The organism is Microcoleus sp. S13_B4 (assembly GCF_036700885.1).
Taxonomy (GTDB): domain Bacteria; phylum Cyanobacteriota; class Cyanobacteriia; order Cyanobacteriales; family Microcoleaceae; genus Microcoleus.
On record NZ_JAUBPU010000008.1, the window covers coordinates 53,680 to 68,073 of the forward strand.

Consider the following 14,394-nt stretch of genomic DNA (forward strand, 5'->3'; position numbering starts at 1 on the left):
CTTTTTTTAAGGAACCGCGAAGAGGCGAAGGACACAAAGGAAGAGAAGAGAAGAGAAGAGAAGAGCGTTATATTTATAAATGGTTGGTTAAGAGTTAGTTAATGATTATTACTTCACAATCCCTTTAAGATTCTCTCGCTCTTTTCTTCCTTCGCGCCCTACCCTTCGGGAACGGCTTCGCCGAACGCGTCTTCGCGGTTCGTTAAAAAAAAAATCCCCATTTCCCATGTTTCAAACTACCCGCCGCCGCCTCGCTATTTGGTATACTGCCGTTACTGCTGTATTGTTGCTTGTATTCGCCACAGGTTTCTATTTCTACGTCCGCAATACTTTAATCGATCGCATTGATGACACTCTCAATCATGTTGTCGAAGTAATAGAGCGCACTCTCGTTATCGAACCGCTAACTTTCCCTAATACCACAGAAAAAAATAAGTTGCAAGTTAATATTCAAGCCAGTTTTCCAGATAGCACGGATGCCGTAGAAGACGACCACATTGATTTAGAATGGTTCAGTCCTACGGGCCAATTGCTGTGGTCTACATTATCAGAACCGCTGAATATTCCCATTCACGCTAACCGCACTGGCGAAACGGTTTGGATAATTAATAATAAGTTGCCGTCCGATCAAAACTATTCCCTCAGACAAGTAACGCAGCGAGTACAAAGCGGCCGCCAAGTTCTGGGATATTTGCGAGTCAGCCATCCTTGGTTTGAAGTGACAAAACCCATCCGCCAATTAATTCTTGATTTGATTTTAGGCGCGGGTTTAACTCTAATTTGCGTTGCAGCTATTGGCTGGCTGCTGTCGGGATTGGCTATGAAACCTGTGCGGGAATCTTATCAGCGTCTCAAACAGTTTACTGCTGATGCTTCTCACGAACTCAGAAATCCGATCGCCACTATTCAAACTAACGTCCAAGTAGCTTTGGCGGAACCCGATATCGAACCGCAGCAGCATCAACAGCTACAAGTTATCGAACGCCTCACCCGCCGTTTGGGGCGCTTGGTTGACGATTTGCTGTTTTTAGCCAGACAAGATAGCGGTATCGTCCAGCAGCAGTGGATTGAGGTTCCTCTCGATGCTTTGCTGATGGAGGTAATTGAAGAACAACAGGCGATCGCCACAACCCAAAATCTCTCTCTTTCTTTGGAAATTGTCGATCTGCCCAACGCTGAGGAAAACTTTACACTGTTGGGCGACTGGGATCAACTAGCCCGACTTTTTACCAATCTTGTCAGCAACGCCGTGCAGTACACGCCCTCGGGCGGTGAAATTGAAGTAGAATTGCAACTTGCAGCTAAAAACAAAAGAAATTCGCCGATGTTAAATCCAGCGCTGCAAATAAAAGTAACAGACACCGGTATCGGAATTTCCGCAGAAGCCCTGCCGCATTTGTTCGATCGATTCTACCGCGCAGATCCCGCCCGCACCCACCGCAGCGCCGCCGGTTCCGGTTTAGGATTAGCCATCGCCAAAGCAATTGTCGAAAATCACCGCGGCCAAATCCGCATTGACAGCCAAGTCGATCAAGGTACCGCCGTTACCGTCACCCTCCCCGCCCACAAATCAGAAGCATCTCACCCCTAAAACTTCCCCTCCTCCTCTGCGCCCTCTGCGGTTAAAAAAAAATCTACCCCTCAAGCCTGATTCTTCTTACCTCTGACCCAAACCCACCTATTAAAATTCAATTCCCGCATAGATTAACATGAACTTTGTTGGAAAACCTCGATCGAACTTGTGAGGAGTTATTTATGTTTCGCCACAATCTACCGTTAAAAAAAATCAGCTTGCTAGCAGCCACCTGCGGGGGTTTACTCGTTAGTCTCGCAACACTTTCCCAGGCCGGCGGCCCCCCGCCCCAACAAGGAAAACCTGTTTCCCAGCCCGCAGAGACTCCTGCAGCCACTGAAGAACCCGTCAGCCAACCAACTCCGGCTGCGAGTCCGAGCCTCAGGGGGATGCCCTCTACACCCACAGATGCGCCTCCCCGCTTCCCCATGCCCAGTGCGCGAGTTACGCCTGCCGAAGGCAGGATAGTAATTAAACTGGTGAATACCACCAATGCTGTCATCAATTATCAAATCGTAGGCGTTACCCAGCCGCGCACTCTGGGCGAACAATCGGAAATTTTGCTTCAAACCCTCCCAGTGCCAATCACCCTCACTTACCAGCGCCCAGACGGGGGATTGGTGCTGGTTCGCCCCCAAGCAACCGCGATGCCGGGTATGTTGCAAGTCAGTTTCGGCGCGACAACTGAGGTGGCCGCTGATACAAAGTCCCTGGAAATTCAGGAAGATGGCAAGGTAATTTTGAATTAGTTTAACTGTTGACGGTTGACGGTTGACTGTTGACTGTTACCATTCGTGTCAACTTAACACTAAAATCCATAATAAATATCGTTTATAGTTGAGTTTCGATACCCCCTAACCCCTCTTAATAAGGGGATGACAAGAGTATTCTTACGTCCCCTCTAACTCCCTTTAATAAAGGGGGAATAGCATTCAAAGTCCCCCTTCTTAAGGGGGATGCGAGGGAAATCGAAACTTCGATACAAACGAGATATACAGAGGGTTATAGTATTATGTTGACACCGATGGGCTGTTACTAATTCCCCATTTCCAATTCCAAATTCCCAGTCAACCGTCAATCGCCGAGTAACAACGGAGGTAACTTAGTAAAAGGTAAATCCTCGTTGATTGCATCAATTTCTTCCTGTTCTCTTTCGTTGATTTGACCAATATAAGACTTGAGAATTTGCGCCAGACGGTTGTTATAAAATCGGTGCAAACTATAATTGGGCGTAGCTGGAAAGCCGCGCCGTTTTTTGTGCCGCCCGCCGGCACCGGGATCGAAGCTTTGGATGCCCCGATCGATCGCCCATTCGATCGGCGTATAGTAACAAGCATCGAAGTGCAAACAGTCTATTTCCTGCAAACTGCCCCAATAACGCCCGTACAGTCGATCGCCCTTATACAAACAAAAAGACATACCCACAGGCTGTCTGTCATCTTCCTTGTCGTAGGCGGCTACAAATAAAACTCGATCGCGATAATTGTGGTGCAACTGTTCAAAAAATCGCTTAGTCAGATACTTGCTTCCCCACCAACCAAATTTGTCGCAAGTATTCTCATAAAAAGCATACATTTGAGCAAACATGGCTGGGGGAATTTCATCGCCCGTCAGCGTTTTTACCAACAAACCAGCTTGGTCAACTGCTTTGCGTTCGCGCTTGATATTGCGGCGCTGGTTGGCATTAAATGCGCCTAAATAATTGTCAAAATTTTGATAGCCTTGATTTTGCCAAATATAGCTGTGGTGCAGCCAACTGCTGAAACCGTGGCGTTCCATTCTTTCGCGCCATTCGGGATCGACATAAAGGAAATTGCAGCCGGAGATATTGTGGCGATCGCAAAAATGGTCGATCGCGCTTACCATTACTCCTGTTAACTCGTCTTCATCTTCCCCCTCGGCAATCAAAAACCGATAGCCTTCAGCCGGAGTAAACGGCGTCATTCCCATCAATTTCGGATAATATTGAACACCCAAACGTTGAGCTAAATCAGCCCACTGATTATCGAACACAAATTCGCCGTAGCTGTGGCTTTTGACATAAAGCGGCGCGCAAGCAATCAACTGTTTGTCTCGCCACACAGTCAAGTGATGTGGCAGCCAACCGGTTTTACCTGTCGCACTACCGGAGACTTCGAGATTGTTAAGCCAATCCCATTCCAGAAAGGGAGTTTTTAGTGGCATCGCCAAGGCATCCCACGATGCTTGCGGGATTTCGCCTATTTTGCTAATCCAGGCTACAGAATATTCAGGTTTTGGCTGTTTCAGCATAGGGAGATTTGAGCGTAGAGCGATCGAACTTCATTTAAGTTAATACAATTATTCGATCGCTGGGAAAGCTGAATGGCAACTGGTGTCAAGTGAACCTTGAAACCTGACAAATCTCGCTTTTGTCCGAGACCCGATCCCCCTAAATCCCCCTTAAGAAGGGGGACTTTGAGTGCCTCCGGTTCCCCCCTTCTTAAGGGGGGCTAGGGGGGTTCGGAGGGCTTAATCGTCAAACCCTAGTCTCGGAGTACCTTTGAGCTTCAGTTAGTTCGATCGACCCGATAATGCAAAAATACCTCTTGTCCCACCTGTTTAACCGCCAAAAGCTCCAATTTCGGAGCTAAATCCGCCAAAAAACCCTTTCCCTCCACTGGTGTCGGTGCATCCGCGCCGCCCAAAATTAACGGGCACACCGTCAGCCAAAGTTCGTCTACCAAGCCCGCAGCCAGCACAGACGCTACCAGTTTTCCGCCGCCCAGAATCGCCAAGCGTTTGATATCGAAGCTTGCTAGCTGTTGAAACGCATCAATCCAATCAATCTCTCCACCTGCGGTTTTCGCATAGATAATTCGATCGAACTTACTGTTTGTCATCCCGTAGGGAGAGGGCAATGCCGTTTCCCCGTCTTTCGTCCCAAGAGGAGACGGCAATGCCGTTTCCCTACTGTCTTGCCCCGTCAGCAGCCAGCGAGGCACCGGTTGCTGGAAAAATCGCAAGTTTGGGTCAAATTGGGACGATCGCGAACACACAATTTGCACCGGTTGTGGGGGCTTCCCTTGCAGTTCCCTCTGTTTGACCAATTCCGGCGAAATCACTCTCATCGTCGTCCCATAAGCCTGTAAAGTGCCGTTGCCGAACAAAACCGCGTCGCTTGCTGCCACTTGCTGTTCGAGGTGGGCTTTGTCGTTGGCAGAACCGAATCTCGCGGGCGATCGGACTACATCTGCAATTTTACCGTCAGCACTGATCGCGAGTATTACTGTTGCGTGAGGTTCAGTCATGACTTATCAGAATTTCGCAGAACAACATTTAACTGTACCAATTCACAACTATTTGTAAAGTTTGTTTTCAACTCGCTCGTACTGGTTTTATTTGACGGATAATGTCAGTTTATTTATTTTGCAACCGCAGCGATCGCCCTACCAAAGTATTTACTTTTCTTTACAAAGATCAGACAAAAAAACGGGGCGGGAGGTAAAAATTCCGTTGCCGACTTTAAATGCGCCGCGCGATCGACTAAAGTAAAAAAAATGGCTTTATCCGTTTATTCATCGCAAAGGAAACAAAGCTCATGGTTCAACGCGGTTCTACAGTCCGGATTCTCCGCAAAGAATCCTACTGGTATCAAGAAGTGGGCACCGTTGCTACGGTAGACCAAAGCGGCATTAAATACCCAGTTATCGTTCGCTTTAACAGCGTAAATTATGCAGGCGTCAACACCAACAACTTCGCCCAAAGCGAATTAGTGGAAGTAACAGCACCCAAAGCAAAAGCGAAAACAGGGACTCCAGTAGCTTCCGGCGGCAAACAAACCACGCTGGACGAGAAAACTCGGAAAACCGGCAGCGGTGGCGCCCCCCAGCAGCCGAAAACTTCCACGGACAGCAAACCGGGCGCCGAAGTAACCGGCAGCGTCGAAGGTTCGCCAAATCAAGGAACAGAACAACGCTAATTGTGCCAGAACTGCCAGAAGTTGAAACTATTTGCCGGGGTTTGAATCAAGCAACCCTCGATCGAGAAATGTTGGGCGGGGACGTGTTGTTAAACAGCACGATCGCCCGCTCAATCTCTGCGACCGATTTTTTGACGAAACTCAAAGGAAAGTCGATCGCCCGCTGGTACAGACGCGGCAAATATCTACTGGCAGAACTATCTCAATTCCCACAAGCAGAAAGGAAGACCGAGAAAGTGGGAGAATTCCCAACTCCTACTTCTAGTTCTTCCCTTCTGCCTTCAAAAGCCGGCTGGTTGGGCGTTCATCTGCGGATGACGGGACAACTGCTGTGGGTGAACCAATCCGAACCCCTGCAAAAACACGCGCGAGTGCGGCTGTTTTTTGAAGGAAACCAAGAATTGAGGTTTGTAGACCAGCGCACCTTCGGGCAAATGTGGTACGTGCCGGCAGAAACCGAGGTTTCCAGCACTGTCATCGGTCTGAAACTTTTAGGGCCCGAACCGTTTTCCGACGAGTTTACAACAGAATATTTGACCCGCAAGCTGCACCGGCGGGCGCGACCCATAAAAACAGCATTGCTAGACCAGTCACTGATAGCGGGTTTAGGAAATATTTACGCAGACGAAACTTTGTTTTTGTCGGGAGTGATGCCCACAACTCTGTGCGCGGATTTGACCGCAGAGCAAATTGGGCGCATCCATACAGCTATTATTCAAGTTTTACAGAAGGCGATCGACTCCGGCGGCACCACTTTTAGCAATTTTCTCAACGTCCAAGGTGTCAACGGCAACTACGGCGGCGTCGCTTGGGTATACAATCGCGCCGGCCAACCCTGCCGCACTTGCTCCGCAACCATCGAACGTATAAAATTAGCAGGGCGATCGACTCATTTTTGCCCCGCCTGTCAGCAATAAGGAGAAGGAAGAAGGAAGAGGGAAGAAGGCGGAAGAAGGAAGAGGGAAGAAGGAAGAGGGAAGAAAGAAGGAAGAAGGAAGAAGGCGGAAGAAGGAAGAAGGAAGAACTGATATCTTGTACCATTGTCAATAAGGCTGTCAGGGGCGGGCAGGACACCGAGCCCACAAGAATATTGAACTATTGTGGAACAGGTCGGAAATCTTGTTAAGCGAGAATGGTGCCAGAGGTCAGAAGAAAGAAGAAGTCCTTTCAAGGCAAATCTAGATTAAAATTTGTATAGTTTTTTAAACTAAACAAAGCAAGTTATGGCAATCAAGAAAGGCAGTATAGTTCGCGCTGTACGCGAAAAATTGGAAAACAGTCTAGAAGCCAAAGCCAGCGACCAGCGCTTTTCCTCGTATATATTTGAAACAAAGGGCGAAGTGATGGATGTTCGCGGCGACTATGCCTTCGTCAAATTTGGCAAAGTACCCACTCCCAACATTTGGCTGCGGGTAGACCAACTCGAAGATTTTAAGTAACTCACCAAAACTAAACATCACTGTTCTTAATGTAGCGAAGGGTGCACACCGCGCACCTTTCCGCAATTAAGCTGATTGCTAAAATCTAAAATCTAAAATCTAAAATCCAATGAATTCTCCATCAAACCGGGTATCAATTATTGGTGCAGGCAAAGTCGGTAGTACGTTAGCCCAGCGAATTGCTGAGAAAAATCTGGCAGATGTAGTATTGCTTGATATTGTGGAGGGTTGGCCGCAGGGCGTTGCTTTGGATTTGATGGAAGCCAGGGGAGTGGAACGCCACGATCGCCAAATTGTCGGTACAAATGATTATACAGATACGGCTAACTCAAATATCATAGTAATTGCCGCCGGAGTGCCGCGCAAACCCGGTATCAATAGGGAAGATTTAATTAAAATCAATGCTCGAATTGTCACCGAAGCCACAAAACAGGCGATCGAGCATTCTCCCGAAGCAATCTTAATCACAGTCACAAATCCCCTCGATATCATGACTTATTTAGCGTGGGAAGCTGCGGATTTGCCAAAACACCGAGTCATGGGTATGGGGGGAGTTCTCGACTCCGCCCGCTTTCAAACTTTTATTGCCATGGAATTGGGCGTTTCAAATGCTGAAATCAATGCAACTGTCATCGGTTCTCATGGCGATTTGATGGTTCCTTTGCCCCACTATTCTACTGTCAACGGTATTCCCATCACTCAACTTATGGATGCTGGGGCGATCGATCGACTCGTACAGCGGACTCGCCACGGCGGCGCAGAAATTGTAGAATTGATGAAGACTGGTAGTGCTTACTTTGCACCCGCCTCTGCTGTCTGTTTGATGGTAGAATCTATTTTATTTAATCAGTTGCGACTCTTGCCTTGCTGCGTTTATTTGCACGGCGAATACGGCGTGCAAGATATCTTTTTAGGAGCACCCTGCCGCTTGGGATATCAGGGAGTCGAACAAATAGTGGAACTCGAACTCAGCGATACTGAAAGAGCAGCCTTTATCGAGTCGGGCAAATTGGTTGCCCACAATATTGAAGAAGCCAGGGCCATACTGAAAACGGCTTCTTAATTTGGTAGCAGTTCGTCGATCATAGCAGCCTGCTCACCGCTTCAATATAATAATTTATATTGAGTATGACAGTGCGATCGCTCTGTCGGAATTGGGCTTCTCGGATTTCAACCGCGCTTTGATAAAAATATCATTTATCAGGCTTGTTAGGCTGTATTTCACAAGCCTGATAAATGGTCGCAATGAACCGATCGATAAATATAAAATTTACTCTCAAAAATTGGGTAAAAACGCAAAAACTGGCAAAAGCAGTTGAACTTGGTCTGCGCCACAATACAATCAGAGTTTCTCTAGAAATTAAAGCAAAAATCTGCCATCTTTTCTTTATTACTAAACCCACAGCAAAAGCAGTCGGTTTTGGGTGATCTCTCACTCGCGATATTATTGTCGAACAACACGGTGGCACTTTAAAGGTAGAAAGTGAAATGGGAGTTTATACGGAATTTGTCATTACTTTGCCCAAACTTTAATCCTCGTGAGCGGCCTTTGTATTGAGCGAGCTTGAAATACCTTTACTTTAGCCAAAAATGTGATACCCTAAATATTTATCTCATCTAAAATTTTTACACTTGTCAAAAATCGGGCAAAAAGTCTCCGCGCGTGCGGAAGCTATCCCGAACGCGCGTGCGAACCCATTGCGGTAGGGAATAGCCCTTGAGTTGAGCCAATTTAACCATAGCCTGCAACTACCTCAACTGTTTGACCTAAAACTAACCTTTGATGCGGTGAATTTTAATCAGTTAAAAAAATCCAATCCCTCGCAGGAAGTAACGAGAATGCAAGGACAAATTTCTCAAGTTTTGGCGGGTACAAAACCCTGTATACAATATAATTTAGGACAGATAAATCGAGAATAACGAAAACTCTACAAAAGGCGCTCGTCTCTATTTAAATTTGTTTAAATATAGGCGAGCGCAACAGGAGATGGGATCGCCAAACAAAGGAAACCATTGTTTGAGTTTGCGGTAATAATAAAAAGGTGACAATTGCAACCGAAGGCGAGCCAAAAAAAGGTCAAAATTAGTCAGGGACGCTCCTCTCGAACGCACAATGGAAGCGGGTTTCTTGTTTTCACTTTTGGAGTTTGCCTGACTTAATTACGTTGAGAAACCGGGTTTATGTGTAAGTTGTGTTACCATAACTATCAATTATTGACAATTTATTAAGTAGCAAATTATGCCACTTTTCCAGTAAATATACGGCAGCTAAGATGGTCGATTGACCTCCAAATAGCGAAAAAATACGGAAATGCAGTGTGAGTAGCTGCTAAGTGCTAGCAGAAGGAGGAAAATATGTTGTTTGCCTTTTTGAGTTACCAGGCTCAACTTGCAGATCACTATTGAGATGTCATCAACCTTGATAACAAACCCCAAAATAACTAAATAAAAAGCATTATGTTTCATGAATATCTGTATCACGAAGTAATCAACCTGCGCGACAAACTCGCTCACCTAGAAAGAGAAACGCAGTCTCAAACCTGGTTCAAAAAGCTGCAAGCGCTCATGGGAGTTATTAGCAAAATTCGTGAATCCCTAGACTTAGAAACAATATTCAAAATCACAGCCACCGAAGTTCGGCAACTCCTCAATGCCGATCGAGTCGTCGTCTACCGTTTCCTCCCCGAATCGGAATGGAACGAAGGCGAAGTAGTCTCCGAAGACGTACTTCCCCAATACAGCCCATCCTTGGGCGCAAAAGTCCACGATCGCTGCTTCGGCGAACAATTTGCAGCAAAGTACCAAAAAGGGTACGTTCAAGCTGTCAGCGACATCTATAAAGCCCGGTTGAGTCCTTGTCACCTCAACATCCTCAAGCGATTTCAAATCCGAGCCAACATAGTCGTACCGCTGCTGCAAGGGCAACATTTGTGGGGATTGCTGTGCGTTCACTCCTGCGGCCAACCCCGCGAGTGGCAGCAAGACGAAATCGAATTTGCCAGACAAGTAGGTGACCATTTAGCAATCGCAATTTATCAGGCCGAACTGCACTTGCAAACCCAGAGGCAGTTAGCAGAAATCGAATCCGCGCAGCAGAAACTCCGCGACAGCGAGCAAAAATATCACCAAATTCTCGATTCGATCGCCGATCTAGTATTAGTCAAAGGCCCTCAATCAAAAATCGTCTGGGCTAATAAAGCATTCCGCGATTATTACGGCATGACTCAAGAGGAACTTCAAGGAATCGTAGATGCACCTTTCTCCGCTCCCGACCATACTCTCGAGTACATTAAAGATGACGCCTTCGTATTTGAAACCGGACAGACTCTAGAAATTTCCGAAGAACCGATCACGCGGCACGATCGAGAAGTGCGGCTGTTCAGCACCGTCAAAACACCCATCCGCAACGAAGACGGCCAAATCGTCATGACAATCGCCGTCTCCCGCGACATGACCGAACGCAAAAAAACAGAAGAAGCCGTCAAAGCCAGTGAAACCAAATACCGCAGCCTGGTAGAAACATCCCAAGACATGATTTGGTCGGTGGATGCGATCGGGCGCTACACCTTCGTCAACCCAGCAGTTAAGTACATCTATGGTTACGAACCAGAAGAAATGCTCGGTCGGCCGTTCTCCGACTTTGCGACCCCAGAACAAAGCCAGAAAGATTTAGAAGTTTTCGCCCGCCTGTTTGCCGGAGAATCAGTTTTCCAGTACGAATGCACCCACATCGCCAAAGACGGCAGCATGAAACATTTGATGTTTAACGCGATCGCCGTGTTCGACGAAACTGGCAACTTCCTCGGCACCACCGGTACAGCCACCGACATTACCGATCGCAAGCGAGCAGAAGCAGCCTTACAACACGCCAACGCAGAACTAGAGCGCAGAGTAGAAGCACGCACCGCTGAACTGCGCCAGACTTTTGCCGCCCTCAGTGCCAGCGAAGCCAGGTTCCGGACGATCGCGGCCACCATCCCCGGAGCTCTGTTCCAATTTTGCAGCAGCCAGGGAGTGTGGAGAGTTGACTACATGAGCGATCGCATCTTCGATATTACCGGCGTCACAGCAGCAGAAATGATGCGAGACATTAGCTGCTTCATTTCCCGTATCCACCCCGAAGACTTGGAAAGCCACCTCGCTTCCGTCAACGAAGCCGTAGAAAATCTCTCTCCCTGGCACTACGAAGGGCGGTTAGTCAAGCCCGACGGTGAGATTCGCTGGTGGCAGGGCGACTCCATGCCCACCCGCAACGAGAGCGGCGAAATAATATTTTGCGGCGTTCTGCTCGACATTACCGATCGCAAAGTTGCCGAAACCGCCATCCGCAAAAGCCAGCGGCAGCTCAAAGAAGCCCAGAGACTCGCCCACGTCGGCAATTGGGAACTCGACGCAGCAACCGAAACCCTCACTTGGTCGGAAGAACTTTTCCGCATCTTCGGGCTCGAACCGGCAGCCTTTGCGCCCAACTTAGCCGAACAGGTCGCTCAGATTCATCCAGAAGATTTGGAATTGTGGCAAACTCAAGTGCAACAGGGACTCGCAACAGGCATCCCTTTTGATTTTGACTTTCGCCTGTACCGTCCCGACGGCACGCTGCGATACCTGAACGCCGTAGGCCGCGCTGAAACCGATGCCAGTGGCAAAGTGCTAAAATTGTTCGGTACGGCGATCGACATTACCGATCGCAAAGCCGCCGAAGCAGCACTACGGCAAGCCGCAGTCGAGTTAGAAGACAGAGTGAGCGATCGCACGGCCGAACTTTCCCAAGCAGTCGCCCAGTTAGAACAAGAAATTGGCGATCGGAAAGAAGCAGAAGCAGCGCTACAAGTTTCCGAACAAAACCTGCGAACCATATTTAACAATGTTTACGATGCTATCTTCATTCACGATGTAGAAGGCAACATTCTCGATGTCAATAATCGAATGTTAGAAATGTATGAAGTGAGCCAGGAACAAGCAACAAAATTATCAATTAAAAACGACTATTCAAGCGCCGACAATCCCCTGGAACAAACGGGAGAACTTTGGGAAAGAGTATTAGCCGGCGAAACACCCCGTGTGGAATGGAAAGCGAGGCGTCCCAACGACGGTTCAACCTTTGATGTAGAAATTGCCCTGTCCAGAATTCATCTCAACGGCAATCTCAGCATCATTGCCAACATCCGAGATATTAGCGATCGCAAACAGGCAGAAGCAGAACTGCAACAGGCTCAACATTTTATGGAATCAGTTCTCAAAACCATACCCGTCGCAGTAGTGGCCAAGGAGGCCCAAGAACTGCGGTTTGTACTGTGGAACCCGGCCGCCGAAGAGTTGCTTGGTTTCAGTGCAGCAGAAGTTATGGGCAAAAATGATTACGACTGTTTCCCAACAGAACAAGCTGATGTTTTCACCGCCAAAGACCGGGAAGTGCTCAACTGCGGGCAAATTGTAGACATCGCCGAAGAAGATATTGAAACTGGCCAAGGAGAATCGCGGATATTTCACACCAAGAAAACAGCAATACTCGATGCTGATGGCAAACCGCAATATCTATTAGCTGTCACCGAAGACATTACCGATCGCAAGCGGGGAGAAATTGCCTTGAGGCGATCGTCAGCGCAACTAAAGCAGCAGGCCGAGCGAGAAAAATTGCTCAACAACCTCACGGCTCAAATCCGCAATTCCCTCGACTTCGACAGCATCGTTACAGTCGCAGTTAAGGAAATTCGCGCTTTCCTGCAGATCGATCGTTGCAATTTTGCCTGGTATCGCGACGACGGAGAGGAGCCTTTCTGGGAAATTATTAAAGAATCTCGCCTTCGGGAACTTCCCGATTTAACAGGTAGCTATCAAGCTTCCGACTTCGGTCCTGTGGGAGAAAAAGTATTGCAGATGGAAATGCTGCGGGTGGATGATGTCGAAACAGTCGCAGATCCTGTTTGGAAACAAATCGTTCGATCGATGGGCTACCAATCTGTATTAATCATTCCCATGCAGGCACTTTCTGGAGTAATAAGTGCAGTTAGCTGCTCCTCCTGCTCTTCTGTACGACCCTGGAGCGACAGCGAAGTAGAATTGTTGCAAGCGATTACAGTTCAATTGGCGATCGCCCTCAACCAAGCCGATCTTTACGCCCAAACTCGCAATAAAGCTCTCGAATTAGAGCAAACGTTGCAGCAATTAACCAGCGCTCAATCGCAGTTAATTCAAAACGAAAAAATGTCATCTCTCGGTCAACTTGTAGCAGGAGTCGCCCACGAAATCAACAACCCAGTTAACTTTATTTACGGCAATCTCACCCACGCCAACGACTATACTCAAGACTTGCTGCACCTGATCGAACTTTACCAAAACCACTATCCCGATCCAGTCCTGGAAATTCAAGAGGAAGTAGAAGCTATTGAACTCGACTTTCTGATGGAGGACTTGCCGAAACTGCTTTCCTCAATGAAAGTCGGTGCAGACAGAATTCAGCAAATCGTGGCATCTCTCCGCACTTTCTCCCGCATGGACGAAGCCGAAATGAAAGAAGTCAACATTCATGACGGCATAGATAGCACCCTGATGATTTTGCAGCACCGGATCAAAGCCAAACACAATCATCCAGAAATTGAGGTGATTAAACAATACGGCAATTTGCCGTTAGTAGAATGTTATGCCGGACAGTTAAATCAAGTATTTATGAATATCTTGAGCAATGCTTTAGATGCTTTGGAAGAAAGAGACTCACGGCTTTCTGCCGCTCAAATCTGCAAAAATCCTAGTATTATTTCCATCAAAACTGAAATGCTGGCTCCCGATCGAGTGAGCATTCGGATTGCTGACAACGGCCCGGGAATGACAAAGACTGTCTGCCATCGACTTTTTGACCCATTTTTTACCACTAAACCTGTGGGAAAAGGCACGGGGATGGGCTTGTCGATTAGCTATCAAATTGTTACAGACAGACACAAAGGTTCGCTGAAATGTACTTCTTCCCCGGGACAAGGTACAGAATTGGCGATCGAGATTCCGCTCAAAGCTAATTGAAAAGTTGTAATTTGTAATTTGTAATTTGTAATGGGCAATTGGAAATTGGGAAAGCGTTATGGTGCGTGAGTTGGGCAATTATCAATCATATCAAATCCGGGCTTCATCGTCCTGATAAAATACAGTGAATAGTCAACAATCACGGACGGTGCAACCGGAATTGCTCTAATTCATCGGCGTGAATCTGTGTTTATCTGCCCTCATCGGCGGTTTTAAAAACAGAATTTCTTCACCCCAGACACCAATGGATTAACGCGGATTAACGCCGATGAAGAAAATAGATATATGAATAATTCCGATGCTAACAGATTTGATATCATCACCGAAAATCTAATTTTGATGTACCATTTATTCCCTGGTGCATCAGTTTTGAAATTGTGAGTTTGTAGCAAAAATGTCTTCACGGGGTGAGGCACCATTTACCAATC

At 47.3% G+C, this 14,394-nt stretch carries 10 protein-coding genes; 8 read left to right on the forward strand and 2 right to left on the reverse strand.

The window, feature by feature from the left end; genetic code table 11:
- The first annotated feature begins 226 nt into the window (after window positions 1–226).
- Entirely contained in the window at window positions 227–1,591 is a 1,365-nt protein-coding gene (locus tag QT994_RS07280) for an ATP-binding protein (protein ID WP_333172984.1), read from the forward strand.
- A gap of 164 nt (window positions 1,592–1,755) precedes the next feature.
- Window positions 1,756–2,322 (forward strand): hypothetical protein, encoded by a 567-nt coding sequence (locus QT994_RS07285; RefSeq protein WP_333046506.1) that lies wholly within the window; start codon window positions 1,756–1,758, stop codon window positions 2,320–2,322.
- A gap of 325 nt (window positions 2,323–2,647) precedes the next feature.
- Here the strand turns inward: QT994_RS07285 and QT994_RS07290 are convergent, their stop codons facing one another.
- Together QT994_RS07290 and QT994_RS07295 are read right to left on the reverse strand one after the other, a co-directional pair.
- Window positions 2,648–3,844, reverse strand: coding sequence for a GNAT family N-acetyltransferase (locus QT994_RS07290; protein WP_333172986.1), 1,197 nt, complete (start codon window positions 3,842–3,844; stop codon window positions 2,648–2,650).
- 257 nt (window positions 3,845–4,101) lie between these two features.
- Window positions 4,102–4,842: a RibD family protein gene (locus QT994_RS07295; RefSeq protein ID WP_333172988.1), complete on the reverse strand. Its 741-nt coding sequence runs from the start codon at window positions 4,840–4,842 to the stop codon at window positions 4,102–4,104.
- Window positions 4,843–5,132: 290 nt separating this feature from the next.
- Between QT994_RS07295 and QT994_RS07300 the strand changes: the two genes are divergently transcribed.
- The 6 genes from QT994_RS07300 to QT994_RS07325 all read left to right on the forward strand — a co-directional run bounded on the left by QT994_RS07300 (window position 5,133) and on the right by QT994_RS07325 (window position 13,966).
- On the forward strand, window positions 5,133–5,513 hold the full coding sequence (locus QT994_RS07300; protein ID WP_333046509.1) for a photosystem I reaction center subunit IV: 381 nt from the start codon (window positions 5,133–5,135) through the stop codon (window positions 5,511–5,513).
- A gap of 2 nt (window positions 5,514–5,515) precedes the next feature.
- The gene (locus QT994_RS07305) at window positions 5,516–6,430 is read left to right on the forward strand and encodes a DNA-formamidopyrimidine glycosylase (RefSeq protein WP_333172991.1); all 915 of its coding nucleotides are present in this window, start codon (window positions 5,516–5,518) and stop codon (window positions 6,428–6,430) included.
- The gene (locus QT994_RS07310; protein WP_333172993.1) at window positions 6,409–6,639 is read left to right on the forward strand and encodes a hypothetical protein; all 231 of its coding nucleotides are present in this window, start codon (window positions 6,409–6,411) and stop codon (window positions 6,637–6,639) included. Before QT994_RS07305 ends, QT994_RS07310 begins: the two co-directional genes overlap by 22 nt.
- 97 nt (window positions 6,640–6,736) lie before the next feature.
- On the forward strand, window positions 6,737–6,952 hold the full coding sequence (locus QT994_RS07315) for an NAD(P)H-quinone oxidoreductase subunit O (RefSeq protein WP_015178120.1): 216 nt from the start codon (window positions 6,737–6,739) through the stop codon (window positions 6,950–6,952).
- 109 nt (window positions 6,953–7,061) lie between these two features.
- Window positions 7,062–8,015, forward strand: a complete 954-nt coding sequence (gene mdh / locus QT994_RS07320; RefSeq protein WP_333172995.1) for a malate dehydrogenase — start codon at window positions 7,062–7,064, stop codon at window positions 8,013–8,015.
- Window positions 8,016–9,409: 1,394 nt separating this feature from the next.
- Entirely contained in the window at window positions 9,410–13,966 is a 4,557-nt protein-coding gene (locus QT994_RS07325) for a PAS domain S-box protein (RefSeq protein WP_333172998.1), read from the forward strand.
- The last annotated feature ends 428 nt before the right edge of the window (window positions 13,967–14,394 follow it).